This window comes from Actibacterium sp. (assembly GCF_055134745.1).
Genome location: NZ_JBSRVX010000052.1, coordinates 24,857 through 50,162 on the forward strand (window position 1 = coordinate 24,857; position 25,306 = coordinate 50,162).

At 65.4% G+C, this 25,306-nt stretch carries 29 protein-coding genes; 2 read left to right on the forward strand and 27 right to left on the reverse strand.

Translation table 11 applies throughout. The features are described from left to right. Positions 1-2 precede the first annotated feature (2 nt). A complete protein-coding gene (locus tag ACTCHC_RS10975) occupies positions 3-1,343 on the forward strand; it encodes a pyruvate dehydrogenase complex E1 component subunit beta (RefSeq protein ID WP_463022533.1) in 1,341 nt (446 codons plus the stop codon). Between the two features lie 12 nt (positions 1,344-1,355). Continuing rightward, positions 1,356-2,630 carry a pyruvate dehydrogenase complex dihydrolipoamide acetyltransferase gene (locus ACTCHC_RS10980; RefSeq protein ID WP_463022534.1) on the forward strand — a complete coding sequence of 425 codons (1,275 nt, stop codon included), beginning with the start codon at positions 1,356-1,358 and terminating at the stop codon, positions 2,628-2,630. Positions 2,631-2,725: 95 nt separating this feature from the next. Here the strand turns inward: ACTCHC_RS10980 and cysE are convergent, their stop codons facing one another. The 27 genes from cysE to ACTCHC_RS11115 all read right to left on the reverse strand — a co-directional run bounded on the left by cysE (position 2,726) and on the right by ACTCHC_RS11115 (position 25,226). After that, complete coding sequence (gene cysE / locus ACTCHC_RS10985; protein WP_463022535.1) at positions 2,726-3,535, reverse strand: serine O-acetyltransferase; 810 nt, start codon at positions 3,533-3,535, stop codon at positions 2,726-2,728. Positions 3,536-3,598: 63 nt separating this feature from the next. Next, positions 3,599-3,925 (reverse strand): DUF7742 family protein, encoded by a 327-nt coding sequence (locus ACTCHC_RS10990; protein ID WP_463022536.1) that lies wholly within the window; start codon positions 3,923-3,925, stop codon positions 3,599-3,601. 3 nt (positions 3,926-3,928) lie between these two features. Next, on the reverse strand, positions 3,929-4,639 hold the full coding sequence (locus ACTCHC_RS10995) for a DUF2793 domain-containing protein (protein WP_463022537.1): 711 nt from the start codon (positions 4,637-4,639) through the stop codon (positions 3,929-3,931). Next, complete coding sequence (locus ACTCHC_RS11000; protein ID WP_463022538.1) at positions 4,632-8,540, reverse strand: baseplate multidomain protein megatron; 3,909 nt, start codon at positions 8,538-8,540, stop codon at positions 4,632-4,634. The genes ACTCHC_RS10995 and ACTCHC_RS11000 overlap by 8 nt, the downstream gene beginning before the upstream one ends. 3 nt (positions 8,541-8,543) lie before the next feature. Further along, complete coding sequence (locus tag ACTCHC_RS11005) at positions 8,544-8,987, reverse strand: C40 family peptidase (protein WP_463022539.1); 444 nt, start codon at positions 8,985-8,987, stop codon at positions 8,544-8,546. Next, complete coding sequence (locus tag ACTCHC_RS11010; RefSeq protein ID WP_463022540.1) at positions 8,984-9,874, reverse strand: DUF2163 domain-containing protein; 891 nt, start codon at positions 9,872-9,874, stop codon at positions 8,984-8,986. Before ACTCHC_RS11010 ends, ACTCHC_RS11005 begins: the two co-directional genes overlap by 4 nt. Next, positions 9,871-10,503, reverse strand: coding sequence for a phage distal tail protein, Rcc01695 family (locus tag ACTCHC_RS11015; protein WP_463022541.1), 633 nt, complete (start codon positions 10,501-10,503; stop codon positions 9,871-9,873). The genes ACTCHC_RS11010 and ACTCHC_RS11015 overlap by 4 nt, the downstream gene beginning before the upstream one ends. A gap of 130 nt (positions 10,504-10,633) precedes the next feature. Continuing rightward, positions 10,634-11,296 carry a phage tail tape measure protein gene (locus tag ACTCHC_RS11020; RefSeq protein WP_463022584.1) on the reverse strand — a complete coding sequence of 221 codons (663 nt, stop codon included), beginning with the start codon at positions 11,294-11,296 and terminating at the stop codon, positions 10,634-10,636. Further along, entirely contained in the window at positions 11,296-11,490 is a 195-nt protein-coding gene (locus tag ACTCHC_RS11025) for a rcc01693 family protein (protein ID WP_463022542.1), read from the reverse strand. Before ACTCHC_RS11025 ends, ACTCHC_RS11020 begins: the two co-directional genes overlap by 1 nt. After that, positions 11,477-11,803: a gene transfer agent family protein gene (locus ACTCHC_RS11030; protein ID WP_463022543.1), complete on the reverse strand. Its 327-nt coding sequence runs from the start codon at positions 11,801-11,803 to the stop codon at positions 11,477-11,479. The genes ACTCHC_RS11025 and ACTCHC_RS11030 overlap by 14 nt, the downstream gene beginning before the upstream one ends. Next, a complete protein-coding gene (locus ACTCHC_RS11035; RefSeq protein WP_463022544.1) occupies positions 11,803-12,216 on the reverse strand; it encodes a phage major tail protein, TP901-1 family in 414 nt (137 codons plus the stop codon). The genes ACTCHC_RS11030 and ACTCHC_RS11035 overlap by 1 nt, the downstream gene beginning before the upstream one ends. Before the next feature lie 21 nt (positions 12,217-12,237). After that, positions 12,238-12,648 carry a DUF3168 domain-containing protein gene (locus tag ACTCHC_RS11040; protein ID WP_463022545.1) on the reverse strand — a complete coding sequence of 137 codons (411 nt, stop codon included), beginning with the start codon at positions 12,646-12,648 and terminating at the stop codon, positions 12,238-12,240. Continuing rightward, on the reverse strand, positions 12,645-12,986 hold the full coding sequence (locus tag ACTCHC_RS11045; RefSeq protein WP_463022546.1) for a head-tail adaptor protein: 342 nt from the start codon (positions 12,984-12,986) through the stop codon (positions 12,645-12,647). Before ACTCHC_RS11045 ends, ACTCHC_RS11040 begins: the two co-directional genes overlap by 4 nt. After that, entirely contained in the window at positions 12,983-13,579 is a 597-nt protein-coding gene (locus ACTCHC_RS11050) for a head-tail connector protein (RefSeq protein ID WP_463022547.1), read from the reverse strand. The genes ACTCHC_RS11045 and ACTCHC_RS11050 overlap by 4 nt, the downstream gene beginning before the upstream one ends. A gap of 144 nt (positions 13,580-13,723) precedes the next feature. Then, positions 13,724-14,908, reverse strand: coding sequence for a phage major capsid protein (locus tag ACTCHC_RS11055; protein ID WP_463022548.1), 1,185 nt, complete (start codon positions 14,906-14,908; stop codon positions 13,724-13,726). A gap of 25 nt (positions 14,909-14,933) precedes the next feature. Beyond that, the gene (locus tag ACTCHC_RS11060; protein WP_463022549.1) at positions 14,934-15,500 is read right to left on the reverse strand and encodes an HK97 family phage prohead protease; all 567 of its coding nucleotides are present in this window, start codon (positions 15,498-15,500) and stop codon (positions 14,934-14,936) included. 11 nt (positions 15,501-15,511) lie between these two features. Continuing rightward, positions 15,512-15,754, reverse strand: coding sequence for a GTA head formation protein, RCAP_rcc01685 family (locus ACTCHC_RS11065; RefSeq protein WP_463022550.1), 243 nt, complete (start codon positions 15,752-15,754; stop codon positions 15,512-15,514). Beyond that, on the reverse strand, positions 15,751-16,926 hold the full coding sequence (locus ACTCHC_RS11070; RefSeq protein WP_463022551.1) for a phage portal protein: 1,176 nt from the start codon (positions 16,924-16,926) through the stop codon (positions 15,751-15,753). Before ACTCHC_RS11070 ends, ACTCHC_RS11065 begins: the two co-directional genes overlap by 4 nt. Before the next feature lie 96 nt (positions 16,927-17,022). After that, positions 17,023-18,366, reverse strand: coding sequence for a DNA-packaging protein (locus ACTCHC_RS11075; RefSeq protein ID WP_463022585.1), 1,344 nt, complete (start codon positions 18,364-18,366; stop codon positions 17,023-17,025). Further along, on the reverse strand, positions 18,293-18,487 hold the full coding sequence (locus tag ACTCHC_RS11080) for a hypothetical protein (protein ID WP_463022588.1): 195 nt from the start codon (positions 18,485-18,487) through the stop codon (positions 18,293-18,295). The genes ACTCHC_RS11075 and ACTCHC_RS11080 overlap by 74 nt, the downstream gene beginning before the upstream one ends. Before the next feature lie 403 nt (positions 18,488-18,890). After that, on the reverse strand, positions 18,891-20,045 hold the full coding sequence (mltG, locus tag ACTCHC_RS11085; protein WP_463022552.1) for an endolytic transglycosylase MltG: 1,155 nt from the start codon (positions 20,043-20,045) through the stop codon (positions 18,891-18,893). Continuing rightward, positions 20,045-21,307, reverse strand: coding sequence for a beta-ketoacyl-ACP synthase II (fabF, locus tag ACTCHC_RS11090; protein ID WP_463022553.1), 1,263 nt, complete (start codon positions 21,305-21,307; stop codon positions 20,045-20,047). The genes mltG and fabF overlap by 1 nt, the downstream gene beginning before the upstream one ends. Before the next feature lie 256 nt (positions 21,308-21,563). Next, positions 21,564-21,797 carry an acyl carrier protein gene (locus ACTCHC_RS11095; protein WP_463022554.1) on the reverse strand — a complete coding sequence of 78 codons (234 nt, stop codon included), beginning with the start codon at positions 21,795-21,797 and terminating at the stop codon, positions 21,564-21,566. Between the two features lie 159 nt (positions 21,798-21,956). Further along, entirely contained in the window at positions 21,957-22,694 is a 738-nt protein-coding gene (gene fabG / locus ACTCHC_RS11100) for a 3-oxoacyl-[acyl-carrier-protein] reductase (protein WP_463022555.1), read from the reverse strand. 9 nt (positions 22,695-22,703) lie between these two features. After that, complete coding sequence (gene fabD, locus ACTCHC_RS11105) at positions 22,704-23,648, reverse strand: ACP S-malonyltransferase (protein WP_463022556.1); 945 nt, start codon at positions 23,646-23,648, stop codon at positions 22,704-22,706. A gap of 90 nt (positions 23,649-23,738) precedes the next feature. Continuing rightward, complete coding sequence (locus ACTCHC_RS11110; protein WP_463022557.1) at positions 23,739-24,203, reverse strand: hypothetical protein; 465 nt, start codon at positions 24,201-24,203, stop codon at positions 23,739-23,741. A gap of 114 nt (positions 24,204-24,317) precedes the next feature. After that, entirely contained in the window at positions 24,318-25,226 is a 909-nt protein-coding gene (locus tag ACTCHC_RS11115) for a glycosyltransferase family 92 protein (protein WP_463022558.1), read from the reverse strand. Positions 25,227-25,306 lie beyond the last annotated feature (80 nt).

The window sequence follows — 25,306 nt, forward strand, 5'->3', positions numbered from 1 at the left end:
AAATGGCAACCGAAATCCTGATGCCCGCGCTGTCGCCCACGATGGAGGAAGGCACCCTGGCCAAATGGATGGTCAAACCCGGCGATACCGTGTCATCGGGCGATATCCTGGCAGAAATCGAAACCGACAAGGCCACGATGGAGTTCGAGGCCGTCGATGACGGCGTGATCGGCGAATTGCTGGTGGCCGAGGGCACCGAAGCCATCAAGGTCAACACCGCCATCGCCACACTGCTGATGGATGGCGATGGCGCCGACAGCCCGGCCCCCAAGGCCGCCAAACCGGCCAGCGTGGAACCGGCCCCGGCATCCGCCGCGCCAAGCGCCCCCGCCCCCGAAATCGACATCCCCCCCGGCACCGCCGTGAAATCCATGACCGTGCGCGAAGCCCTGCGCGAAGCGATGGCCGAAGAAATGCGCGCCGATAATACCGTGTTCCTGATGGGCGAGGAGGTCGGCGAATATCAGGGCGCCTATAAGATCAGTCAGGGCCTGCTGGATGAATTCGGGCCCAAACGGGTGATCGACACGCCGATCACCGAACACGGCTTTGCCGGCATCGCTGTCGGCGCCGCCTTTGGCGGCCTGCGCCCCATCGTCGAATTCATGACCTTCAACTTTGCCATGCAGGCGATGGATCAGATCATCAACTCGGCCGCCAAGACGCTGTATATGTCCGGCGGCCAGATGGGCGCGCCGATGGTGTTTCGCGGCCCAAATGGTGCCGCCGCCCGCGTCGGCGCCCAGCATTCCCAGGATTACGCCGCCTGGTATGCCCATGTTCCGGGGCTGAAGGTCGTGATGCCCTTTGCCGCCGACGATGCCAAGGGCCTGCTGAAATCGGCCATTCGCGACCCCAACCCGGTGATCTTCCTGGAAAACGAAATCCTCTATGGCAAATCCTTCGACGTGCCGCAGATCGACGATTTCACCGTGCCCATCGGCAAGGCGCGCATCTGGCGCACAGGCACCGATGTCACCCTCATCAGCTTTGGCATCGGCATGACCTATGCGCTGGAAGCCGCTGATATCCTTGCCAAAGACGGTATATCAGCCGAGGTGATCGACCTGCGCTCGCTGCGCCCCATCGACTATGACACGCTGCTGACATCGGTGAAAAAGACCAACCGCTGCGTCACGGTCGAGGAAGGCTTTCCCGTCGGCGCCATCGGCAACCACCTGTCGGCCTATATCATGACCCACGCCTTCGATGATCTGGATGCGCCGGTCCTGAACTGCACCGGCAAGGACGTGCCAATGCCCTATGCCGCCAATCTGGAAAAACTGGCGCTGGTGACGACCGCCGAAGTGGTCGACGCCGTCCATCAGGTGACTTATCGGTAAGGAGAGACAGCCATGCCAACCGAAATTCTGATGCCCGCGCTGTCCCCCACGATGGAGGAAGGCACCCTGGCCAAATGGCTGGTCAAACCCGGCGATACGGTCAGTTCCGGCGATCTGCTCGCCGAGATCGAAACCGACAAGGCCACAATGGAGTTCGAGGCCGTCGATGACGGCACCATCGGCGAATTGCTGGTGGCCGAAGGCACCGAAGGCATTAAGGTCAACACCGCCATCGCCACCCTGCTGGTGGATGGCGAAAGCGCCGACAGCCCGGCCCCCAAAGCCAAGGCAGACCCCGCACCGGCCCAAAAACCGGCACCCGGTGCCGCACCCAAACCGGCCAAAATGGCCCCGCCAGCCCCGGTCGCTGCGAAATCAGGCAAACGCATCCTTGCCTCGCCGCTCGCCCGCCGTCTGGCCAAATCCAAAGGCATCGACCTGGCCAGCATCACCGGCACCGGCCCGCATGGCCGCATCGTCAAGGCCGATATCGAAGGCGCCAAACCCGGCCCCGCCCCGGCCAAAGCCGCAACCGTGGCCGCCGTCATGCCCACCGGCCCGGCCACCGATACCGTGCTGAAAATGTATGCCGACCGCGACGCTACCGAAATCAAGCTCGACGGCATGCGCAAGATCATCGCCGCCCGCCTGACCGAGGCCAAACAGACCATCCCGCATTTCTACCTGCGCCGCGATATCCGCATCGACGATCTGCTGGCCTTCCGCGCCCAGTTGAACAAGCAGCTTGAAAAGCGCGGCGTGAAACTCTCGGTCAACGATTTCATCATCAAGGCCTGCGCGCTGGCCCTGCAACAGGTGCCCGCCGCCAATGCCGTCTGGGCCGGCGACCGCATCCTGCAACTCAAACCCTCTGACGTGGCGGTGGCCGTCGCGGTCGAAGGCGGGCTCTTCACCCCCGTTCTGCGCGATTCCGACACCAAATCTCTGTCGCAACTTTCCACCGAAATGAAAGACCTCGCCGCCCGCGCCCGCACTCGCAAACTGGCCCCCCATGAATATCAGGGGGGCAGCTTTGCCGTCTCCAACCTGGGCATGTTCGGCATCGACAATTTCGACGCGGTCATCAACCCGCCGCATGGCGCGATCCTGGCCGTGGGCGCGGGCGTGAAAAAACCGGTGGTGGGCGCGGATGACCAGATCATGATCGCCACGGTAATGTCCGTCACCCTGTCGGTCGATCACCGCGTGATCGACGGCGCGCTGGGGGCCGAACTGTTGCAGGCCATCGTCGACAATCTGGAAAACCCGATGGCGATGCTCGCCTGAACAAAAAATGCGCCCCGCAAGGGGGGCGCATCCATCATCTTCTTGGTAAAAATACTCTCGCCGAAGGCGCGATTTTTCGCAGAAAAATCGTTCCCTCACCCGCCGCAGGGCAGCAACTGGTCCATCATCACCGATGGTTGGGCGCAACCCGCCTTGCCCACGACCTTGGCCGGCACCCCTGCCACCGTGGTATCGGGCGGCACATCCTCCAGCACAACCGATCCGGCGGCGATCCGCGAACAGCAGCCCACCGTTATATTACCCAGCACCTTGGCCCCGGCCCCGATCAGCACACCGTCGCCGATCTTGGGGTGGCGGTCCTGATCTTCCTTACCCGTCCCGCCCAGCGTCACCGCATGCAGCATCGACACATTGTCGCCGACCACCGCGGTTTCCCCGATCACGATCGAATGGGCATGGTCGATCATGATCCCCTTGCCAATCCGCGCGGCGGGATGAATATCGACCCCGAACATTTCCGACACCCGCATCTGGATGAAATAGGCCAGATCATGCCGGCCCTGTGTCCACATCCAGTGCCCGACCCGATAGGCCTGCATCGCCTGATAGCCTTTGAAATAAAGCAAGGGCTGCAGATACCGATGGCAGGCCGGATCACGGTCGAACACCGCCACCAGATCGGCGCGTGCCGCCTCGGCCAATGCCGGTTCGGCGGCATAGGCCCCGTCGGCGATCTCGCGCAGCAACTGGCCCGGCATCTCGCCCGATGACAGCTTCAGCGACAGCCGGTATGACAGCGCCGCTTCCAGCGTCTTGTGGTGCAGGATGCCCGAATGGATCAGCCCGCCCAGCAGCGGCTCGTCACGGATCGCCTGTTCGGCCTCGTCACAGATCCGGCCCCAGACCGGATCGATGCTTGCCAGTTTCACGCGGGTTTCGGCCATGATGGTTTCCTTTGATGTTCCGATCACGATACACCAGATAGGGCGCCAAGGGCAAATTGAACATCATTGCTGCCGCGATTGTGACATTGCCGGGCCTGATCGCCCCGCCTGCATCACCCGCCAGCGCACCAGCGCGTCAAAGACCAGCGCCAGACAGCGGCAATACTCCGCATCGTCGAGAAACGGCTCTGGCCCGCGCGGACGTGTCACAACCCCCATCAGCGATCCGTCCCCCCAGGCGGCATGCCGCCGCCCGAACCGCTTGCGATAGGCATCCGCCGCCCCGGCCATGTCCAGCATCTGGCGCAGCGCCTCGGCCCGCAGGAACGGCGGCAGGGGCAGCAGCGCCCGCGCCGCCGCCACCACATCGCCATGCAGCACAGGCCGCATCGCCTAGACCCCCGGCAGCGTCAGTTCCAGGTAATGCACCGCCAGCCGCACCTGCCCGCCTGCGAAACTGCCGCCCTCGGCGCTCAGATCCAGCGGCAGCGGCGCATAGCCGGTCAACGGCGTGCCCAGCACCCCCCTGGCATAAGATCCCGCCGTCAGGCCCAGCCCCTGCCCGAACCGGTTATCCGATCCATCCGCGCCCAGGCGCCAGCCGCTCAGACTGCCGGTGATGGTCGTGACCACCCGCGCCGTCACCCCGAACACCATCGCATGCGACGGGATCGTGATCGCGGTTGCGTTGGTTGCTCCGGACACCAGATCATGCGTGAATTCCAGCACCCGAAACAGCGTGCCTGCCCCCTTGGGTGACAATGCCGCAGCCCCGGCAATCCATGCCGTGCCGTCGAACACCACCTCTTCGTGCAGCGTGACATCCCAGCCGCGCCAGCCGATCTGCGGCGTGGCAAAGACCCAGCCGCCCCCGGCAAAAATCGCCACCTCGCCCTCATGCCCGGCCCATTGATTGACCGCGCCGGGCGGCACGGCATAACAATCGCCCTCCTGCGCGGTCACAGGGGGCAGGGTCACATCCAGCCCGCGCAACCGCAGTTGCACCATCCCGTCAAGCCGCAGCAGCGCCTCGTTCACGGTCACATGTTTCTGCGCCTGTGCGGGTTGCACCAGCGGCAGTTGCAATACGCCTGTCTCATCCATTGAACGTGATCCTTTCAAACAATCCCGGGCCAAAGCGCTCTGATATCTGCGCAACTTCTATAACGAATGGAACAATTGCCCCGTCTGCCGCCTGCATCGCGGCATCATAGGTCCATCCCGGTGCGCCAACCGTCACCTCGCGCAGCAATGCGCCGCCCCCGTCGCGCAGCCGCAGCAGATATTGTTCAGACGCCTCGCCCAGCGGCACGTCCAGCCCGGCCCAGCTGTCGCCATCAATCCGCGTGCGCCGCACCCAGCTGATGCCGATATCGCCGCCCGATGCGCGCGCCCGCAAATGGCACGGAGAAAGCGGGCGCAGCCCGATCCCGTCAAAGGCATCGACACGGTGGATATAGGACGCATCGTCATAGGCCCGCCCCGCCGGCCCGATCCGGTAATGCCGCGCCAACCCCCGGTCGCCCTGCGCCAGCGCCACCTGCGCCGGCCCGCCATCCAACAGCACGAAATGGCTGCCCACCGGCCAGGCATCGGGCATCGCGCCATCGCTGCCCGCCTGCCCGCGCAACAGCATCCGCAACTCATAGGTGCCCGGCGCCACCAGAACCGCATCCGCGAACTGCACCAGTTCCCAGCCCGCTGCCGACCCGTCGCCGATCGCCGCCAGATTGGCCCCGTTCAACACCATATCGGGATCGGCCGCCGCCAGGGCACCGCCGTAAACCCGCACCCGCAACACGCTGCCACGATCCCAGCGGCCGGGTTCGGCGCGCAGCAACGGCGTTTGCGTCAGCCCGATCACCGATCGGCGTGTAATGGTGGTGTTCAGCGCATAACCATTGTCTTGCGCCGCCGAATACACCGCCACCGATCCGGGCCATGGCGTGGCCGTCACCGCCAGATGCGGCGCATGGTCCACCTCGGCCCCGGTCAACAGCGGCAGGTCCAGAAACACCGGATAAACCGGCACCGGCGCAACAAAAGGTTGCAATGGCACCCGTTCCTCGACCGCGTCTGACGGCACATATATGCCCGGCTCCACGCGCACCGCCTCGATCATGCGCGCACTGCCCTGTTCCACCCGGTCCAGCCGATACAATGCGGATCCCGCGCCCATATCCACGCGCACCACATCCCCCGCACCCAGGTCGATGCGCGACAGCGGCAGCGCAAACCGGGCCCGGTCCCGTGCCACGCGGGCCTCGGCCAGCCAACGCTCGGCGATGCGCCGACCCTCGGATGCCGTCAGCACCAGCGGCAGTTCCGATACCGATACCGCCTGGCTGACCTCGTCCGGGAAGATCGCCTCGGCGGCGCGTGTCTCATACTCGCCTTCGGCCTCGATGAAGTTCAGCCGGACCCGTCCGGCTGTTTCGGCTTGCGGCGCGCGGATGGTCTCGAAATCGCCGCCCTCACCGGTGACCGCCAGCCGCGCAAGGTCGACATCGCGGGCCATACCGCCCGTCCGGTTCTGAAACCGCAGCATGCCATCGCGCTCCACCGCATCGAACCCATAGGCCAGCATCAGCGGCTGCAAGGCCGCCCGCGCACCCTCGACCTCGGTCAGGGAATAGCCGCGCACCAGCCCGAACAAGCGGCTCACATCAACATCAACCACCCCGGCCTGGGCGCAAATCTCGGCCACCACGGCGGCCAAAGTTTGCGCCATGACCCGCCCGTTCAGCCAGTGCCCGCGGGCGTAATTCGCCGCATCCGCCCACAGCGTGGCATTGCCCGGAAAATGCGGGAAAGGCCGGGTATCCCAGGCCCAGACATGCGCCCGGCCCATATCGATCATCGGCCCGCCATAGATATCAGACACCGGGTTGCGCGCAGGATCACCCCAATAGGCGTTGACCGCCCGCAGGTATTGCCCCTGTATCAGGTCGTCGCGCACGCCCGAAGACCAGGCCGGCAATCCCGATTCCGACGATTTGGCATCCAGAAACCGGTTGGGCTGATTGGTGCCCTTGTCGATGGCCGCACAGCCGTATTCGGTGAACCACACCGGTTTCGATTGCGGCACCCAAGGCGTCGGCGCGGCCTGCCGCACCCCGCCGATACGTTCATGATGGTCGTTCAGCCACCAGTTGCGGATATCCTTGAACCGGAACACCCAGTCTTCGCCATGGGCCCCGTCGCTGATCGGCACGCGCCGCTGGGCGGCGGCGGCGGCATCGGACGGGTAATACCAGTCATAGCCCTCGCCGCCCTCGATATTGGCCTGCAGATAGTCCAGCGCATAAATCGCCCCCCATCCCGCATCGGCGTGATCCTCGCCATCGCGCCAGTCCGACAGCGGCATGTAATTGTCGATGCCGATACAGTCGATATTGGGATCGGCCCACAGCGGGTCCAGATGAAAATACACATCCCCCGATCCGTCGGCCGGCTGATATCCGAAATATTCAGACCAGTCGGCGGCATAGGTGATCCTGACCCCTGCCCCCAGAATGGCGCGCACATCGGCGGCCAGGGCGCGCAACGCATCCACCGCCGGAAAACTGCCATTCGCGCCGCGCAACTGTGTCAGCCCGCGCATCTCTGACCCGATGCAGAACGCATCAACCCCGCCAGCGGCCACGCACAGATGCGCATAATGCAAAATGAACCGCCGGAACGACCATTCCGCAGGGCCAGTATAGACCACCGTGCCGCCCTGCGCGCTGAAATCGCCCGGGGCCGCCGCGCCGAAAAACGCCGCCACCTCGGCTGCGGCCTGCGCGCTGCCATCGGGCGATCCGGCCACACCGGGCGCGAATGACGCCGTGATCCGCCCGCGCCAGGGCAGAACCGGCTGATCGGTTGCCCCGGTCCAGGGGTCGGTCAGCCCGTTGCCCGCCAGCTGATCCATCAGGATGAAGGGGTAAAATACCACCTCTTTTCCCGCCGCGCGCAGGGCCGCGATTGCCTCGATCACCGACGCATCCGCCGGTGTGCCGCCGTAAACCACATTGCCGCCATCCTGCGGCACCACCGCCGCGCCGCCGCGCCCGATGCCCGATACGACCCAGGGCATGGGCGCGCCATCGACGCCCGCCTGTTCCACCTTGGGCTGCACCTGGCAACTGCCACAGCGCAGATCATCGCCAAACCAGCTGACCACCAGCAAACCGGAACCCGCGCGCGGCAATTCCTCATCCAGCATCTCCAGCGATGTTGCGAAATCCGTCTTGCCCGATGGCGTATTCACATTCGCCGATCCGCCCGCGCCCAACCCCGTGCCATATTGCACCGGCGTTGTGGCCAGCGCATATTCCCCGGTGCCGGGGATCAGCGCGACACCCTGCACGACCTCGCTCAGGCTTTGGTTGGCCGGGTCATCCGATGGCACCGCCCGGAACACCTCGAACGAAAACTGCGGCACGCGGTTGCCGAACGGCGCCAGATCCAGATCTTCGATCACCACATAGGCCAGCCCGCGATAGGCCGGTGCCATTCCCGCCCCTTCGATGGCCTCGATGCGCGGATCGGGCAACTGGTCTTCGGTCCCGGTGTAAACCCGCATCACGATCTGATCGGGCGGCAGCTCCATTCCATCTGCCCAGATCCGCCCGACCCGCGTGATCGGCCCCTGGCCCAGCGCCACCGCCAGGCTGACCGAATAGCTATAGCTTGTCACACGTGGCCCCGAGGTCTTGCCGCCCCCGCTCACGCTTGTGCTTTCCCTGAACCGTGACGACCAGATCACCTGGCCGCCCAGCCGCACCCGACCCACGACGCGCTCTACCGGCGCGCCCTCGCTGGCGCTGGCCAGCCGGAACCGGTCGATCCGCCGGGTTTCCACCGCCCCCGATCCCGCCCCCAGCAGCTTCTGGTCGATCACCTGGCCCAGGGTGGCCCCGATCGCGCGCCCGATCACAACGCTGGACAAGCCCGCGACCGAGCCGCCAATCGACGCCCCCACAGCCGCTCCGACCGCCGACAGAACAATCGTCGCCATGCTTCAGCCCCTTTCCGAAAATTCAAATCGCGCCACGATGCGCCGCGCCCAGGGGCGGCTCAGGGGGCTTTCCACCACCCCATGCCCGCCATAGGCATGCACGAAACTGGCCTTTGCCCCGACATGTCCCTGAACACCCAGATGCTTGGCCACGCCCCTGTCGCGCATCCGAAACAGGATCACATCGCCCGGCGCGCCACTCTCCAGTGGCTTGTCGCGCATCCGTGCGGCCAGCGCGCGCCATAACACCTCATCCGCGCCCGTCTCGGCCCAGTCAGGCCCATAGGCCGGCAAGGGCGCGGGTTCGGCGCCATATATCACCCGCCACACGCCACGCAGCAGACCCAGGCAATCGGCCCCGCCCCCCCGGCACGAGGCCCGATGCACGAAGGGCGTGCCGATCCATCCGCGCGCCTCGCTCAGGGCAAGGATGGCCAGATCGCTCATCCGTTCATGCTCCCGCCGTCATTGGCGCCGCCCGACACCGGATAGCTGGCGATCCAACCCTCGCCCGGAACATGCGGAAACCCACGAAAATTGTTGAAATTGCTGAACTTTATCCGACATGTCTCGGCGCGCTTGTCACAGCCTGCCTCCAGCCGCAGATCATCGCCCGCCACCAGCCCCGCACGCAGGCCTTCCCATAGCTCGACCACACGCGCACCATTGTCATAGCGGTCGTTCTTGATGATCCCGACCAATCCGGCCGCCGCCCCGCCCAGCACACGCAACCGCCCGCCTTCAAACCAGCGTGGCGCAAACCCGTCCAGAGCGGCAAAGCGCAGGACGCGCTCGTCTTCGATCTGCTCTGCCGCGATCTGAACCGCAAAGCCAGGTTGCTCCAGATCGAAGCCGCAGCGCTCATCGCCCAGAACCGCCGAACACGCCTTCTGATAGACAAAGCCCTGCGGCTGGTTCAACGCCTCGGTCAGCCCGCGCAGCTCCGCCTGGAAGGTGCCCTCCACCCGCGTGATCTCGCCCAGCGATCCGGCAAACTGCAACATCCGCTGCGCCGGGTCGGCCCAGTTGACCAGCCAGGCGCGCACCTGCGCCCCGTCAAAGCGGCCCGCCAGAATATCGGCCTCGCGCAGTCCCGCGTCGCTCAGCGCGCCAATCGCCTCGGTATTGTCGACCGACAGACCGCTGGTCTGGCTCAGCGCGCGGGCGGTCATGCCGGTATCGGCACGAAACCGGATACCGTCGAACAGCAGATCGGTATCATGGTCGGTAAACCCCATCTGCGTTCCATCCGTTCGCACCACCAGCCAGCACCGGCACAGCGTCGTGACCCCGCCCGCCAGATGCCCCATCAGGGCCGCCGCATCCGCGCTCATACCCGCACCTCGACAACCGGCACCCGCGGCGCATCGCCCGCCCGGAACGACGCGACCGAGGTCTGGATACTGTCGGTGTCAAACCGCACCGGCACATCAAATTCAAACCCCGCACTCACCACCGCTCCCATATCGGGCGCATCGCTCAGCGTGATCAGCCCTGTCATGGTATCAACTGTGAAATGAATGCTTTCCACCTGCGGATCACCCTCAACCCCCAGGCGCACCGTGCCCGCCACCGGCTTGGTGATGGGCCGCACATAATCGACACCGCCCGAGGCATAGGTCTTGGTCAGCTGAAACACCCTGGTCACGCCATCACCCACCGCGATCCGCTGGTCGTCAAAGGCCACGTCATCCAGCGGCAATCCCGATTTGAAATCCGACCAGTCCTTCCAGCGAAAGCCGTAAAGCTGCCCGCGCCGCGCCTCGAAAAACGAAATCAGCGCCTCGACATCGTTCAGCGATCGCATGCCCACACCCGCATCATAGCGCCGGCGCGCGTGTTCCCAGGGCGTGTTGCGCTCTTCATACCCGTTGGCTAGCGTCACGATCTCGGTCCGCCGCTCCGGCCCGCCGACCGAGCCAAAGCTCAGATTGGCCGGAAACCGCACCTCATGAAAATTCATCGCTCATGCCTCCTGTGTCGAAACGATCACCCACAAACACATGCCGGGTGCTTCCCGCTCTTCTTGGCCAAAATACTCTCGGGGGGAGATGCCGCAGGCATCCGGGGGGCAGACAGCCCCCCGCCCCGCCTCAGCCGTTACGCTGTCCGCGCCCCAGCGCGCGCGCCATCTGCGCCGCGATCTGGGATTGCGACCGCGCAAACCCCTGCACATCGGGCGTCGTGATATTCATCACCACCTGCACGGGCCGCGCCCCGCCCGCGCTGCGCACGCCCAGCCGCCCGTCAGCGCCGCGCGACAGCGGCATGATCGCCTCTGGCCCGGCCTCGCCCATCAGACCGGCACCGCCGCGCATCGGGAAATAGGTCGGACCGCCGACCACACCGCCACTGGCAAAGGGCATCACCCGCCCTTGGGTGAACCCCGCCCCGGCGGCAAACGGCACCAGGCCGCCCACGATGCCCTCGATCCCCCTGGCGATCAGGTCGCCGAAATGGTTCTGCACCGGGGTGATCGCCGCATTATAGGCCGCCGCACTGATCGACTGGCCGACCTGGCGCAGCGCGTCGGACAGTTTCAGCCCGTCAAAAACCAGCCCGTCAAACGCGCCCCGCAGCCCCCGGCCAATGGCGCGTGACAGCGTGCCGACCTCGCGGCTGGTCAGCGTGACGCTGTCGCGCATCCGCACCAGCTCCAGATCAAACGCCGCCGTGACCGCGCGCGCATTGCCCAGGCTTTCGCCCAGCGCCGTCACGCCGTCCTCGAAACTGCCCAGATCGCCCAGATCCGCCATCATTCATCCTCCGATATGTCAGGAAAGGCCGCCGCCAGCTCGTCCAGCCGCGCCCGGTTCAGCGCCGCCGACCCGCGCCCGTGACCCAGCATCATCAGCAATTCCGCCGGGCTCAGCGCCCAGAATTGCGCCGGCGTCAGGCGCAGCCCCACCAGCCCGGCCCGCATCAGGCCGGGCCAGTCAAACCGCGTCATCGCCCGGCACCGTAAAGGCGCGCGACAGCAGTTGTGCCGCCACCTGCGCCGCCCCCACCGGCCCGCCCGCGATCTCGGCGCGGGCCAGATCGGCGGGCGAGCCTGTCCAGCCGCCGCCGCGCAGCCCCGCCAGCAACAGCGCCAGCACATCGCGGCTGGCATAGCGCCCGCCCTCGAACCGCTCGATCAGCGCGATCAGACTGTCCGCGCCCAGCGCCGTTTCCAGTTCCGCCAACGCCCCCAGCGTCAGCTTCAGCACATGGCGCTGGCCATCCAGCACCAGCGCCACCTCGCCCGCATAAGGGTTCGCCATCAGATCGCCGTGAAATTCAGCGCGCCCGCCGATGCCATCGACAGCTCATAGGTCGCCTCGCCGTTATGGCTGCCGGCATATTCGATCGACCCGATCTGAAACGCGCCCTCGACGATACCGAAATCGGGGATGATCACCTGAAAATTCGGGGTCTGGCCGCCGAAAAAGATCTGGCGCGCGCGCTCGTCTGTCGCGTCATCCTTGAACACGCCCGATCCCGAAATGGACGCGGATTTCACCCCCGCGCCCCCCAGCAATTCACGCCAGCCCCCCTGGCTTTCCAGGCTGGTCACATCCACCTGTTCGGCGTTGAAGCTGATGCGCGTGGCGCGCAGCCCCGCCATCGTGGTGAACTGTCCGCCGCCGGTCAGGTCGATCTTGATCAAAAGGTCTTTGCCATTCTGCGCTGTCATCACGCTCACTCCGCTTTGGGGTTATTGGTCGTCAATGCGCGCACGAAACGTCAGGTCGATCCGGCGCACATCGCCGTCTTCCACCCGCCGCGCCCGCGCACGGTCGAAATTCAGGCTCACCAGCACGCCGCGCGCCAATACCAGGCCCGCATTGTCCAGCGCGTCCGACACCGCCACCGCGGCCGCCTTGGCGCCGGAAAATCCGGCCGCCGCCGTCACCACGCTGACCGTGAACACATGCAACGCACCGCGGCCCGTCTTGTCGGCGCGCTCGCGCACCTCTTCGGGGCCCAGGCTGATATAAAGGTCCGGCAAGGGCCCCGGCGGTGGCGCGTCATAGATCGCGGCCCCCACCAGCGCGCCCAGCACCGGATCATTCGCCAATTGCTGATAAACCGCCGCCTGCAAGGCGGCCGATGCGCCATAGCTCATGCGGCATCCTCCTCTTCGGCGAAACAGGTCAGATAGCGGCCCAGAACATCGCGTTCGGCCACCGCCAGAATGCGAAACACCCGCGCGCCGTCGCGAAACCGCTGATCGGGCTTGGGCCGCGATGGCGCGCCCACCGGCGCACCGCGCACGGTGATGCGCCAGGTCACGCGGCTCAGCGCGGCGAACTCGCCCGCGCGTTCACGCCCCGCGCCCGGTTTGATCTCGGCCCAAAGCCGCCCCAGCACGGCCCAGCTTTCAACAAAGCCGCCCGCGCCGTCGGCCACCCGCTGGGGGGCCTCCAGCACCAACTGGCGTGCCAGTTTGGGTGCCGCCCTCATGCCGCACCCCCACCCAGCATCCGCACCGTGCGCCAGCGTTCCAGCAGGGCCAGAACGCCAAAGGGCATCCCGCCCGCGCCAAAGGCGGCCTCGGTCCGGTGTTCGTGGTAATGACCGGCCAGCAGCAACACTGCCTGCGCCAGATCCTCGGGCACCTGATCCCAGGCCGCCCCAAACCCGGCCTCGAACCCGATCTCGACACGCCCGCCCAGCGGGATCACCGGCAGACTGCCATCGGTGGCCAGTCGCGGGCGATGCGTGTCTTTCTCCAGCCGGTATGCCGTGGGGTCGATCACGATCGGGGCCCCCTGCCGGTCATATATCGTGACCGCCGAAATCAGCGTCACCGGTGCCACCGGCAATGCCTGCCGCCCCAGGTCACGCCAGGCCCGCAGCGACCACAAAAAGCCGCGCGTTATCAACACCTTGCCAGTGCGCCCTTCGATCGCGGCAGTCGCCGCCCGCAGGATCGCCTCTAGCAGCGCATCGCTGGCCCCGTCATCGGCAAAGCCGGTGCCCAACCGCAGATGATCGCGCAATTGTGCAACCGGCAGCGCCGTGCCCGGCACTGTCGTCAGCTCGGTCAACATCATGTGCATTCTCCGAAAATCGCCCCTGCCGCTCAGATTGGCGCGCGCCCCGGCATGTTGCTCGGACGGAGGGAGCAGCTAGACAACATGCAGGTTCCCGGCGCGCGCCAGGGCCGCCCGGTTCCCCGAACGACCCATCCCAAACGCTTACGAGATGCTGAATTTCAGCAGCTTGATCGCCGCGAAATCGCTGACATCGCCGCCCACCCGCTTGGTCGCATAGAACAGCACATGCGGCTTGGCGCTGAACGGATCGCGCAGCACGCGCAGATCGGGGCGTTCGGCGACCGTGTAACCGGCATGGAAATCGCCAAACGCCATCGCAACGGCACCCGACGCGATATCGGGCATGTCTTCGGCGATCAGCACCGGATAGCCCAGCAGACGCGCGGGTTCACCGGCGGCCAGACCGTCGGACCACAAGAAGCGGCCATCGGCATCCTTCATCTTGCGAACCGCACCAGCGGTGCGCGAATTCATCACGAAAGACGCCCCCGCCCGGTATTCCGCGCCCAGCGCATAGACCAGGTCAAGGATCGCATCCGACGGCGCCAGCGCATCGAAATCGCCATCCGTGCCGGTGGGGATATACCCCATATTGCCCCAGGCCCAGACCGCGTCATCCACCATCGGATGCGCCAAAAACCCCTTGGGCTTGTCGATACCGTCGCCGCTGATGAACGCGGTCGCCTCGGCGCGCGAAAACCGGTCGGCGATGCGTTCCGCCAGCCAGGTTTCGATATCGAACGCGCTGTCATCCAGCAGGCGCTGGCTGACCTTGGGCATCGCCGACAGCTCATGCAGCGGAATGGTCACGCGGTCGATCTGCGGCGTGGCGGTTTCGATCTGGTTGGCGGTTTCCGTGGCCCAGCCAGACCCGATATCGGTATGGTCCACCAGCACGTCAAAGGACGTGGCCTGAACCTGGACCACCTGCGCGATCGACCGGATCGAGGCGGTCGAATTCAGCACGCCCTTGATCGTGGCCGCCGTCTGCGGATCGACCAGAAAGCCGCCATCGCTGGCAACGGTCGTGGTCATGCCCTTGCCTTCGATTTCCAGCCCGCGCAGGCCATCGTCATCGCCCGACCGCAGATAGGCGGCAAAGGCCTTTTGATGCGGCGCGGCGATCTCGGTCGCGGTCGAAAGGGCGGGACGCCCGGTGATATGGGATTTTCGATCCAGCATGGTCAGTCGCTCTTCCTGTTGTTGAAGTCTGGTCTTGATATCACCCTGAAAGGTCTTGAATTCGCTCAAGAACCCACCAAGGGCTGCCGTCACCTCGGCCGCGGGTGTCGTGCCGCCCGCGGATTTGGTCTCGCTCTTTGTCATGTGATTGATCCTGTCAAAACGTCGGTCACACCGGCCCTTGATTGCCGGCCAACACCCGGCGGGCGCCGTCAAAGGCCTCCGCCATCTCGCGCAGCAAGGCCTCGGCGGGATCATCCGCCTTGGCCGCCACCCGCGCCTCGGGAAGCATCGGGAACGTCACCAGCGACACTTCCCAAAGCTCCAGCTCGCTCAGCAGGCGGCGTCCGCCCGCGTCCTTTTCGGCCCGTTTGGTGCGGTATCCGATCGACAGCCCGTCAATCGCCCCCGCCGCGATCAGTGCCGCCGCCTCGCGGCCCCGCGCCACATCGGTCAACAGGCGGCCCCTGACGAACAACCCGCGCCCGTCCTCGCGCACCTCGTCCCAGATGCCGATGGGTTGGGCGGGGTCGTGCTGCCACAGCATCTTGACGCTGCGCCCGGCCCGTTTCAGCGCCGCCAGCGATGCGGCATAGGCCCCGGCCTGCACGATATCGCCGCCCTGGTCGGGCTTGCCGAACAGCGACGCATATCCTTCGACCACTGCATCATCCGTGACCGTCAATATACTGTCCGTGCTGCAGAATTTCATCTCCAGCCCTTGATCGTAATCCATCTGCCTCTCCTTCATGGCACCACAGCCAACAGCGATGTGACGCCCTGCGACAGCACCACCGCCACCACGCCGTAAACCGCCAGCCACAGCCGCCGTTCGACCCGTTCCTGGCTGGCCTCGATCAGGCCCAGCCGGTATTCCAGCGCGGCCCAGCGTTCCTGCAAGACCCGCTCATTCGCGTCGATCCGGGCGTTGGCGACCTCGAACGGGGCATAGAGATAGCGCGACCCGCTGCGCGCGCCGTCCCCGCTCATGCATCCTCTGCCAGCTTTGGCAGTCCCAGCAGGGCGCGTTTTTCGGCCTGGGTCAGGAAATCGGCCTCGCTGATCCGGCGCCAATGCGAATCGCGTTCGGCGGCCAGTGCGGGCACCTGATCCAGATCGGGCCGCAATTCGACCAGTTCACCGGCAAAGCGGCTCAGGAAATCCGACACTGATGCGGCAACCTTGGTCGCCAGCGGCAGCACGGTCAGACGGTAGAACGCCCGGTTGGCTTCCTGATAATTGGCATAGGTCGCGTCCCCGGGGATGCCCAGCAGCATCGGCGGCACTCCGAACGCGACGGCGATTTCACGCGCCGCCGATTCCTTGGTCTTCTGAAACTCCATGTCGCTGGGGCTGAACCCCATCGGTTTCCAGTCCAGCCCGCCTTCCAGCAGCATCGGCCGCCCCGCATTCGCCGCGCCCTGATGATAGGACAGCATCTCGTCCTGCAGGCGGGCATATTGTTCCTCGGTCAGGCTGCCCTGCCCGTCCGCGCCGCGATAGATGATCGCGCCCGATGGCCGTGCGGCATTGTCCAGCAGCGCCTTGGACCAGCGGCTGGCGGCGTTATGCACATCAAGCGCGGTCGCCGCCGCCTGCATCGGCGACAGGCCATAGTGATCGTCCTGCGGATGAAAGGTCTTGATATGGCAGATCGGCGGCACCGCCCCGGTCATGTCGAACCGGTGCTTGCGCGCGCCGACGGTATAATCATACGCCACCGGCCAGCCATCGGCACCCGGGATCAGGCTGAGCCGGTCCGAGCGCAGCACATGCAGCTCGGACGGCAATCCTGCCTCACCGCCCACGGCCTCCAGATAGGCATTGCCCGACAGCAAAAGCTGGCCGAACAGCGCCTCAAGCAGTTCCGCCCGGCCCTGCGCGGCATTGGGACGGCGGATCAGTTCCATCACCGGGTGAACGTCATAGCGCCGGTCGCTGTCCTGACAGACCAGCGGCAGCGCCGCCGCCGCCTCGGCGATCAGCTTGACCGACCGGAACCCGACCGGATTGCCCGCGAACCCGGATCTGGTCAGCGAAACCGTGTCGCGCGGCGACCATGCCACCCGCCCGGCACCCGCCCAGGCGATCACCGGTCCGGTGGCGCTGGCCTTTTGTTCCGGCGCCTGGATGGGCGCGCGGCGAAAGATATTGATACCCATAGAGTGCTCCTTGATACCGTTTCGCGGCCACAGCCCGGCCGGACGGGGGGCCAGCCCCCCGAACCCCCCGGGGTATTTCCGTCAAGAATAAGCCTGTCAGAGGCTGCGGATGCCCGGCCTGCGCCAATGGGCCGCCGGTTCGATCATCAGCTCGTGGATCGCCCAGACCAGCGCATCGACCCGGTCCGGACTGCCCCGCCCGCGAAAGCCCTGCGCCGTCATCTGGCACATCTGGTCTTCCAGCTTGCCCAAGCCGCGCAGATGCGCCACGCGCCCCTGTTCGTAAAGCGCGGCCACCGGTTCGGCGCGCGCGGTCTTGCCGCGCGTTGCGCGCAGTGCGCGGAACGGCACCAGCGGGTCGATCTGGCGGATCACGCTTTCGACCAGATCGCCGCCCTGATTGACCTCGGCCACCAGCCGTTCGGCCCCGTGGCGCGCCATCGCGTCGATCGCGGCGCGCGCCCAGGTGGTGGGCGATGCGGCAGCGACACTGGCATCTTCCAGCACCACCGCCCGCCAGTCGGCCGGGTTGCCCTGAACCCGCGCGCCCACCACCAAAATACCGCATTCGTCCGACCCGGCATGGCCCGTCACCGGCGGGTCCACCGCCACCACGATCCGGTCGAGCAGCGGGCAGGTATCAAGCCGCCCGGCATCGAGCGCGCCCTGGGTCCACAGCGCGCCTTCGGCATCTTCCAATAATTCGCCCTGCAATTCCTGCCGCCCCTGCCGGGTTCCGGCATATCGGCGGCGGACCTCGTCCAGGAACGAGGCCGCCAGATTGGCGCGGTTCGCCTCGGTCGGGGCATGGGTCACTGCCGTCGACGGGCTGGCCAGCAGCGATTTCAGAACGGCGACGTTTTTCGGCGTCGTCGTCACGCAGACCCGCGGATTGACCCCCAGCCGCAGCCCGAATTGCAGCATGTCCCAGGCCTCTTCGCCCTTTTTCCATTTTGCCAGCTCATCGACCCAGGCCGCATCGAATTGCGGCCCGCGCAGGCTGTCGGGATCATGGGCGGAAAACACCTGTGCCACCGCCCCGTTCGGCCAGACCAGCCGGCGGCGCGTGGCCTCCCATTGCGGGCGGCGATCGGGGGGCGAGCAGGCCAGGATGCCGCTGTCGCCAAAGATCATCACCTCGCGCGCCTGGTCGATGGTTTCCCCCACCAGCGCCACGCGCCGCGCCGCGCCCGGATCGCCCGGGCGTGATCCTTCGACCTGGGCGCGCACCCATTCGGCCCCGGCGCGTGTCTTGCCCGCCCCGAGCCCGCCCAGGATCACCCAGGCCCGCCAGTTGCCCTCGGGCGGAATCTGATGCGGCATCGCCCAGAAATCGAACAGCCAGGGCAGTGACATCAGCGCGTTTTCATCCAGGCTGTTCAGGAAGTCCTGTTGCACCTGCGGCGGCGCGCAAGCGATCCAGTTTGCCCCCGATCTCAGCCCTTGCGGCTGCAAAATCGAAGGCATATCCGGCTGCTCCGCCGCCTTCTGTTTCCAACTGCTTTTCAAGTTTCTTCCTTTCGTCAAAGGCTGTCTGCAGCGCCCTGGTCATATCGGCCATGGCCCCTTTGAGCTCTTTCGCGCGCGCCGGTTCGGTTGCGCAGACCTGATCAATCAGCCCGTCCAGCGACAGGATCGCGCGCTGGAAATGCTTCTCTGCCACCTCGAGCACCGCCCGAGCCGTCTGATCCCCCTGGGGAAAAATTGCCGTCATATGGTTTTTGCCCGCCTCTCATGCACTCCGCACGAGCGAAATGAAAAAGCGGCGCCGGGGGTGCCCCCCGTGCCGCTTGCCCACTTCATCTAGCATGCCCCAAGATGTATCCGGGACCGTCCGCAAAGTCAAGAAGTTTATTATTACCAATGGGTTAACGTATCGTTACGGTCGTCACCCCTTATTCTTGGCACAAATACCCGCGCCGCAGGCCCCGGCCAAAACGGATCTGCGGCCGGGCATTGTGGCACTATTGCGCGTTGCGCTCGGCCTCGATCTTGCGCCAGCGCGCGACGTTCTGGTTATGCTCTGCCAGGGTGGTGGCAAAGGCATGGCCCCCGGTGCCATCAGCCACGAAATACAGATAGGGCGTGTTGTCGGGGTTCAGCGCCGCCTCGATCGCCGCCCGCCCCGGATTGGCGATCGGCGTCGGCGGCAAACCATTGATGACATAAGTGTTATAGGGGGTTTCACGGCGCAGTTCACTTTGCCGCAACCCGCGCCCCAACGCGCCCTTCCCAAGGGTGATCCCGTAAATCACCGCCGGATCGGTCTGCAGCGCGATCCCCTCGCGCAGCCGGTTTACAAAGACGCTGGCCACCTGCCCGCGCTCCTCGGGCACGCCGGTTTCCTTTTCCACGATCGACGCCAGAACCAGCGCCTGCTCGGGCGTCTCCAGCGGCAGACCTTCGGTCCGCCCCTGCCAAAGCTCGGCCAGCACCGCGGCCTGATTGGCCTGCATCCGGCCGATCAGTTCAGCCCGATCCGCCCCGCGCACCACCTCATAACTTTCAGGCGACAGGCTGCCCTCGGCCGGCGTCTCCTCCACTGTCCCGCTCAGGAATTCGGCCTGCTTCAGCTCCTCGACCACCTGCCAGCTGGTCACGCCCTCGGCCAACGTCACGCGATAGCGGGTGCCGGCATCGGCAACGACGGCCTGGTAGGGTTCGGGAAGCTCGCCCGTGCCGGGGTCAAAGGCGACCACCTCGACAAAGCGATTGCTTGTCGGGTCCAGCTCGCGCACCTGAATCTCGGCCGTCAGAATGCCGATGCGGAAATTCACCTCTGTGCCGCAGGTCGACCGGCCGCCACGCGTGACCTGATCGACAATCTGGTCCATCGACGCGCCCGGCGCCACCAGATAGCTGCCCGCCTTCAGCAATCCGCTTTTCTTGCTGTAATCAGCGCCCGCGCCGAAAATGACCTTGCTGGAAATCGCGCCCTGCGCCGCCAGATCATCCGATACCCGTCGCATCGTGGCGCCCTGCGGCACCCGCAGGCAGATTGCCTCTTCCAGCGGCCCGGGGCCGGTATATTGCCCCTTGGCCCAGATCACCGCGCCGCCAGCGATCAGCAGCAGCACGACAAACAGCGTCAGCGCGTTCGAGGCAATGCTGCGCCACATCAGCCCTCGACCCGCCCCATCACAAGCGAGGCATTGGTGCCCCCGAACCCAAAGGAATTGGACAGCGCCACGTTGATTTCACGCTTGACCGGCGCATTCGCGGCCAGGTCAAGAACCGGCTCCACCGCCGGATTGTCCAGGTTGATCGTCGGCGGCGCGATCTGGTCGCGGATCGCCAGGATCGAAAAGATCGCCTCAACCGCGCCCGCGGCCCCCAGCAGATGCCCGATCGACGATTTCGTCGATGACATTGTGGCCTTGGCCGCCGCATTGCCCAGCATCCGCTCGACCGCGGCCAGTTCAATCACATCGGCCATGGTCGATGTGCCATGCGCATTGATGTAGTCCACCGCCGAGGGCTGCAACCCCGCCCGCTTCAGCGCCGCCCGCATCGACCGCTCGGCGCCCTCGCCGCTCTCGCTGGGTGCGGTGATGTGATAGGCATCGCCCGACAGGCCATAGCCCAGGATCTCGGCATAAATCTTGGCGCCGCGCGCCTTGGCATGTTCGTATTCCTCCAGCACGACCACGCCCGCGCCCTCACCCATCACGAACCCGTCGCGATCGGCGTCATAGGGGCGGCTGGCCTTGGTCGGGTCATCCTCGCGCTTGGTCGACAGGGCCTTGCAGGCATTGAACCCGGCAATGCCAATCTCAGATATCGGGCTTTCCGCACCGCCCGCGATCATCACATCGGCATCTTCCCACTGGATCAGCCGGGCAGCATCGCCAATGGCATGCGCCCCGGTCGAACAGGCGGTGACCACTGCATGGTTCGGCCCCTTGAACCCATAGCGGATGCTGACCTGGCCGGAAATCAGGTTGATCAGCGCGCCGGGAATGAAAAACGGCGAAACCCGCTTGGGCCCGCGTTCCTTGATCAGAACGGCCGTCTCGGCGATGGAATTCAGCCCGCCGATCCCCGCCCCGATCATCACGCCGGTGCGTTCGCGATCATGCGCACCTTCGGGCATCCAGCCGGAATCCTCGATGGCCTGCTGGGCTGCGGCCATGCCATACAGGATGAAATCATCCACCTTGCGCCGCTCTTTCGGCTCCATCCAGTCATCGGGGTTGAAAGTGCCGTCGCTGCCATCGCCATAGGGGATTTCACAGGCATATTTGGTCACGACATTGCTGGCGTCAAAACGCGTGATCAGCCCGGCGCCCGACTGTCCGGCAAGCAGGCGCTTCCAGGTTTCATCCACACCGCATGCCAATGGGGAAACCATCCCCAGCCCCGTGACCACCACACGCCGCATCTGCCGCTCCTCCTGCCGTCTTCTGACCCTGCCGTGATACCGTGGTTTTGCCAAGAGGGGCAAGAGCATGCAAAACCGCCGGCGGTTTTTGCGCCTGCCCCAATCTCAGACCGACGCACCGAACCGCTCCGCCCCATCTTCTTGGCGCAAATACTCTCGCCGAAGGCTTCCGTCAGCCAGGGCCAGGCGATCGGCCAAATAAAAACGGCACCCTTTTCACAGGGCGCCGTTTTAAATTCAAACCAGGAAGGGTCGTTTACGACGCTTCCGTGATGAACTTCACCGCATCACCAAAGGTCTGGATGGTTTCGGCGGCGTCATCGGGAATTTCGATCCCGAATTCTTCCTCGAAAGCCATGACCAGTTCGACTGTGTCCAGGCTGTCTGCGCCCAGATCGTCGATGAAGGAAGCGTTTTCAACGACCTTGTCTTCGTCCACACCCAGGTGCTCGACAACGATCTTTTTAACGCGATCTGCGATGTCGCTCATATCAAATCCTCATTAATGCCGGGCTCTGGCCCGTTCTTGCTGCTGGTCCCTCGGACCTCTTCATGCCGGGCCCGCGGGCAGCTCGGCGGCGAAATCTCCGCCGCCTATAGCATATCGCCAAGCCAAGGCAAACGCTTTCGCCGCAGTTGCCGCATCTGGTCAGATCATCGCCATTCCGCCGTTCACATGCAGCGTGGTCCCGGTGACATAGGCGGCCTCGGTGCTGGCCAGATAGGCAACCGCGCCGCCGATCTCTTCGGGCATGCCCATGCGGCCTGCGGGCACCTGCGTCAGGATCCTGGCCTTCTGGTCCTCGGTCAGCTTGTCGGTCATCGCCGTGGTGATGAAACCGGGCGCCACGCAGTTCACGGTGATGCCCCGGCTGGCGACCTCATAGGCCAATGATTTCGACATGCCGACCAGCCCTGCCTTGGCGGCGGCATAATTGCCCTGACCGGGATTTCCGGTCGCGCCCACGACAGAGGTGATATTCACGATCCGGCCCCAGCGCGCCTTCATCATGCCGCGCAATACACCTCGACACAGCCGCATCGCGGCGGTCAGGTTCACGTCGATCACGCTGTCCCATTCGTCATCCGACATGCGCATGAACAGGTTGTCGCGCGTGATCCCGGCATTGTTGACCAGAATATCGACCGCGCCCATCGCGGCGGCGGCCTGTTTGGGCAGTTCGGCCAGTGCCGCTGCGTCGCCCAGATCGCAGGGCAGCACATGCACCCGTTCGCCCAGATCGGCGGCCAGGTCCGCCAGCGGCGCCTCGCGCGTGCCCGACAGGCCCACGGTTGCGCCCTGGGCGTGCAGCGCGCGGGCGATCGCCCCGCCAATGCCGCCCGATGCGCCGGTGATCAGCGCAGACTTTCCGGTAAGTTCAAACATTTACAACCCCTATTGCATGCTTTGCGCGGCGGCGCGCACTTCTTCAGGCGTGCCGATGGCGACACAGGTCGCCGCTTTCTCGATGCGCCGGATCATGCCTGACAGCGCCTTGCCCGCCCCGATTTCCCAGAATTCGTCGACACCGTGACCGACCATCCATTGCACCGATTCCCGCCAGCGCACGGCGCCTGTGACCTGTTCGACCAACAGCGACCGGATCAGCCCCGCATCGCTGACCGCACTGGCGCGCACATTGGCCACCAGCGGCACAACAGGTTCGCGAATATTCACGTCATCCAGGGCCTCGGCCATAACACGCGCGGCGGGTTCCATCAGCGCGCAATGGAACGGGGCCGAGACCGGCAGCAACAGCGCGCGCTTGGCCCCGGCCTCTTTCGCCAGCTCGGCGGCCTTTTCCACGGCGGCCTTGTGACCCGACACCACGACTTGCGCGGGATCATTGTCATTGGCAGCCTGACAGACCTGCCCCGTGGCCCGGGCGGCGCGTTCGGCCACATCCTGCACCGCGGCCAGATCCAGCCCCAGCACGGCGGCCATCGCCCCCACCCCGACCGGCACGGCGGCCTGCATCGCGGCCCCCCGGATGCGCAACAGGCGGGCAGCGTCGGATATGCTCAGCGCCCCGGCGGCGGCCAGTGCCGAATATTCGCCCAGCGAATGGCCCGCCACATAAGATGCCGCCGAGATTGACACGCCTTCAGAATCCAGCGCCCGCAACGCGGCCAGCGACGTGGCCATAAGCGCAGGCTGGGCATTGGCGGTCAGCGTCAGCTCATCCTGCGCGCCCTCCCAGATCAGCGCCGACAGGTTTTCGCCAAGGGCGGCGTCCACTTCGTCGAACACGGCCCTGGCCGCAGGATAGGCCAGCGCCAGATCGCGGCCCATGCCGATCGTCTGCGCGCCTTGCCCCGGAAATACGAATGCCCGTGTCATGATGCCCCCCGGTTGGTTTTGTGCTTTCCCATCGTCTAAACGCAGACAGGTTAGCACACAAGACCAAGGCAGGGCCGGCTGGGATCGGGATCAGTCGCCCTTGCCCTTGTTGCCCCATTTCCAGAACTTATTCTTGCCGGACTTGGCAGCGTCATTGTCGGATTTCACCTTGTCCGACTTGCCCTTGTCCGACTGCCCGCCGCCATCGGACGTATCGGATATGCCGCTGCCGCCGTCATCATCGCCGCCTTGTGCGGTGCTCTCGTCGCCAGATGTATCCGATGTATCCGCGCCGGAATTGCCCTGCCCGCCCGGCCCCGGGGCCGAGGTGCCGGAAAATCCCGCGCCCGACGACCCGCCATTGCCCTGCGACGAAACCGTGATCGCGCCAAGCTCGCCCGAGGTCTTGTTCGACAGATCGGCCGCGCCAAGGCTGACGGTGCTGCCCACGGCAATACCCAGCGCCACCGCGCCGGCCATAAGAACAACCATGTCGGCCGTCACCGCCCCGTCTTCCGATACCACAAAAGCGGGCAGCCTGATTGGCCGTGTCATTCTTGACTTGAACATCCTGTGTCGCTCCTTCCAAGCCACAGGGGATATTATCGTGCAGAATTGTCCGCAAATTGCGGCGACAAAAAGCGCAGCATGTGCCGTTTCAGGGACGTTTCATCCCTGATGCTGCGCGATTCGGCGGATGAATTCCTGCGCGCTGCGGTCTTCGACGGTGTCGGCCTCGATATTGGCGACGTTCCGGCGCACGCGGGCGGCGTGGCGCGCGGCCTGGACCGTCTGGTTCGACCCGCGCGCGATCTTGGTGGCCAATTCCTGTTCCGAGCGGCTGTAGTAATGATTCAACTGCACATGATCGGCCGAATAGAAGGCCCGCGTCGCGCGATCCTTCAGCGTGCCCGCCTGCCCCCTGTCGTTCCAGGTGACGGGCTGGCCGTCGATCTCATAGCTGTGCACCTTGACCGACGTCACCCGCGTGGGGTCGACGATGGTCTTGAAATTCGTCACCCCCCGCGCCCCGCTGACCGGATCGGCCGCGCGCAGGGTATAATTGTCGATCACGCCGCCCGGCGGGATCATCTGATGACCGCAACGCCCGAAATTGTGCCAGGGCAGCGACACCGACCCGCAGCCCTCCAGATGGGCCAGCGCCTGATCCAGGCTGTCGGCCTGCTTTGGCACCAGAAATTCATCGGCGTCTATACAGGCCATCCAGCGGAACCGCCCGCCGAAATTGCGGATCGCATGGGCATAGGCCAGAACCTGATTGTGCAATTCGCGCCCGGTGCTGGCATCATACAGCTTCTGATCCCAGGGCAGAACCGTCAGCGCATCGCCCAGCGCACCGCGCAGAACCGAAATCGTGTCATCGGTGCAGCCATTGTCATAGACGATGACATGGGCCACGCCCGCCGCCCGGTGAAACGCCGCCCATTCCCCGATATGACGCGCCTCGTTGCGCACGATCAGCACCAGCGCCAGCCCCGCCCGCCCCGGCTGTGCCTGCGGCGGGGTCATTGTCAGCCTAGTGATGGGCTTGCGCCCCAGAATTGCGCGGATCAGCATGAATGCCCCCTGTCACTGCGCCCGTTCATACAGGCGGATCACCGGCCCCGCCACCATTTGCACAACGCAAAAGCCCGGAC

Coding starts and splice junctions, on each gene's coding strand:
- ACTCHC_RS11065 (WP_463022550.1), bottom strand. CDS start 15,754: ATGAGCGGGGACGGCGCGCGCAGCGGGTCGCGCTATCTCTATGCCCCG.
- ACTCHC_RS11055 (WP_463022548.1), bottom strand. CDS start 14,908: ATGACAAAGAGCGAGACCAAATCCGCGGGCGGCACGACACCCGCGGCC.
- ACTCHC_RS11025 (WP_463022542.1), bottom strand. CDS start 11,490: ATGACGCGGTTTGACTGGCCCGGCCTGATGCGGGCCGGGCTGGTGGGG.
- ACTCHC_RS10990 (WP_463022536.1), bottom strand. CDS start 3,925: ATGCGGCCTGTGCTGCATGGCGATGTGGTGGCGGCGGCGCGGGCGCTG.
- ACTCHC_RS11010 (WP_463022540.1), bottom strand. CDS start 9,874: ATGAGCGCGGATGCGGCGGCCCTGATGGGGCATCTGGCGGGCGGGGTC.
- ACTCHC_RS10995 (WP_463022537.1), bottom strand. CDS start 4,639: ATGGATGAGACAGGCGTATTGCAACTGCCGCTGGTGCAACCCGCACAG.
- fabD (WP_463022556.1), bottom strand. CDS start 23,648: ATGACACGGGCATTCGTATTTCCGGGGCAAGGCGCGCAGACGATCGGC.
- ACTCHC_RS11000 (WP_463022538.1), bottom strand. CDS start 8,540: ATGGCGACGATTGTTCTGTCGGCGGTCGGAGCGGCTGTGGGGGCGTCG.
- ACTCHC_RS11035 (WP_463022544.1), bottom strand. CDS start 12,216: ATGACAGCGCAGAATGGCAAAGACCTTTTGATCAAGATCGACCTGACC.
- ACTCHC_RS11005 (WP_463022539.1), bottom strand. CDS start 8,987: ATGAGCGATCTGGCCATCCTTGCCCTGAGCGAGGCGCGCGGATGGATC.
- ACTCHC_RS11015 (WP_463022541.1), bottom strand. CDS start 10,503: ATGAATTTTCATGAGGTGCGGTTTCCGGCCAATCTGAGCTTTGGCTCG.
- ACTCHC_RS11095 (WP_463022554.1), bottom strand. CDS start 21,797: ATGAGCGACATCGCAGATCGCGTTAAAAAGATCGTTGTCGAGCACCTG.
- ACTCHC_RS11020 (WP_463022584.1), bottom strand. CDS start 11,296: ATGGCGGATCTGGGCGATCTGGGCAGTTTCGAGGACGGCGTGACGGCG.
- ACTCHC_RS11070 (WP_463022551.1), bottom strand. CDS start 16,926: ATGGGTATCAATATCTTTCGCCGCGCGCCCATCCAGGCGCCGGAACAA.
- fabG (WP_463022555.1), bottom strand. CDS start 22,694: ATGTTTGAACTTACCGGAAAGTCTGCGCTGATCACCGGCGCATCGGGC.
- ACTCHC_RS10980 (WP_463022534.1), top strand. CDS start 1,356: ATGCCAACCGAAATTCTGATGCCCGCGCTGTCCCCCACGATGGAGGAA.
- ACTCHC_RS11030 (WP_463022543.1), bottom strand. CDS start 11,803: ATGGCGAACCCTTATGCGGGCGAGGTGGCGCTGGTGCTGGATGGCCAG.
- mltG (WP_463022552.1), bottom strand. CDS start 20,045: ATGTGGCGCAGCATTGCCTCGAACGCGCTGACGCTGTTTGTCGTGCTG.
- cysE (WP_463022535.1), bottom strand. CDS start 3,535: ATGGCCGAAACCCGCGTGAAACTGGCAAGCATCGATCCGGTCTGGGGC.
- fabF (WP_463022553.1), bottom strand. CDS start 21,307: ATGCGGCGTGTGGTGGTCACGGGGCTGGGGATGGTTTCCCCATTGGCA.
- ACTCHC_RS11045 (WP_463022546.1), bottom strand. CDS start 12,986: ATGAGGGCGGCACCCAAACTGGCACGCCAGTTGGTGCTGGAGGCCCCC.
- ACTCHC_RS11060 (WP_463022549.1), bottom strand. CDS start 15,500: ATGGATTACGATCAAGGGCTGGAGATGAAATTCTGCAGCACGGACAGT.
- ACTCHC_RS11080 (WP_463022588.1), bottom strand. CDS start 18,487: ATGGCCGATATGACCAGGGCGCTGCAGACAGCCTTTGACGAAAGGAAG.
- ACTCHC_RS11110 (WP_463022557.1), bottom strand. CDS start 24,203: ATGACACGGCCAATCAGGCTGCCCGCTTTTGTGGTATCGGAAGACGGG.
- ACTCHC_RS10975 (WP_463022533.1), top strand. CDS start 3: ATGGCAACCGAAATCCTGATGCCCGCGCTGTCGCCCACGATGGAGGAA.
- ACTCHC_RS11050 (WP_463022547.1), bottom strand. CDS start 13,579: ATGATGTTGACCGAGCTGACGACAGTGCCGGGCACGGCGCTGCCGGTT.
- ACTCHC_RS11115 (WP_463022558.1), bottom strand. CDS start 25,226: ATGCTGATCCGCGCAATTCTGGGGCGCAAGCCCATCACTAGGCTGACA.
- ACTCHC_RS11040 (WP_463022545.1), bottom strand. CDS start 12,648: ATGAGCTATGGCGCATCGGCCGCCTTGCAGGCGGCGGTTTATCAGCAA.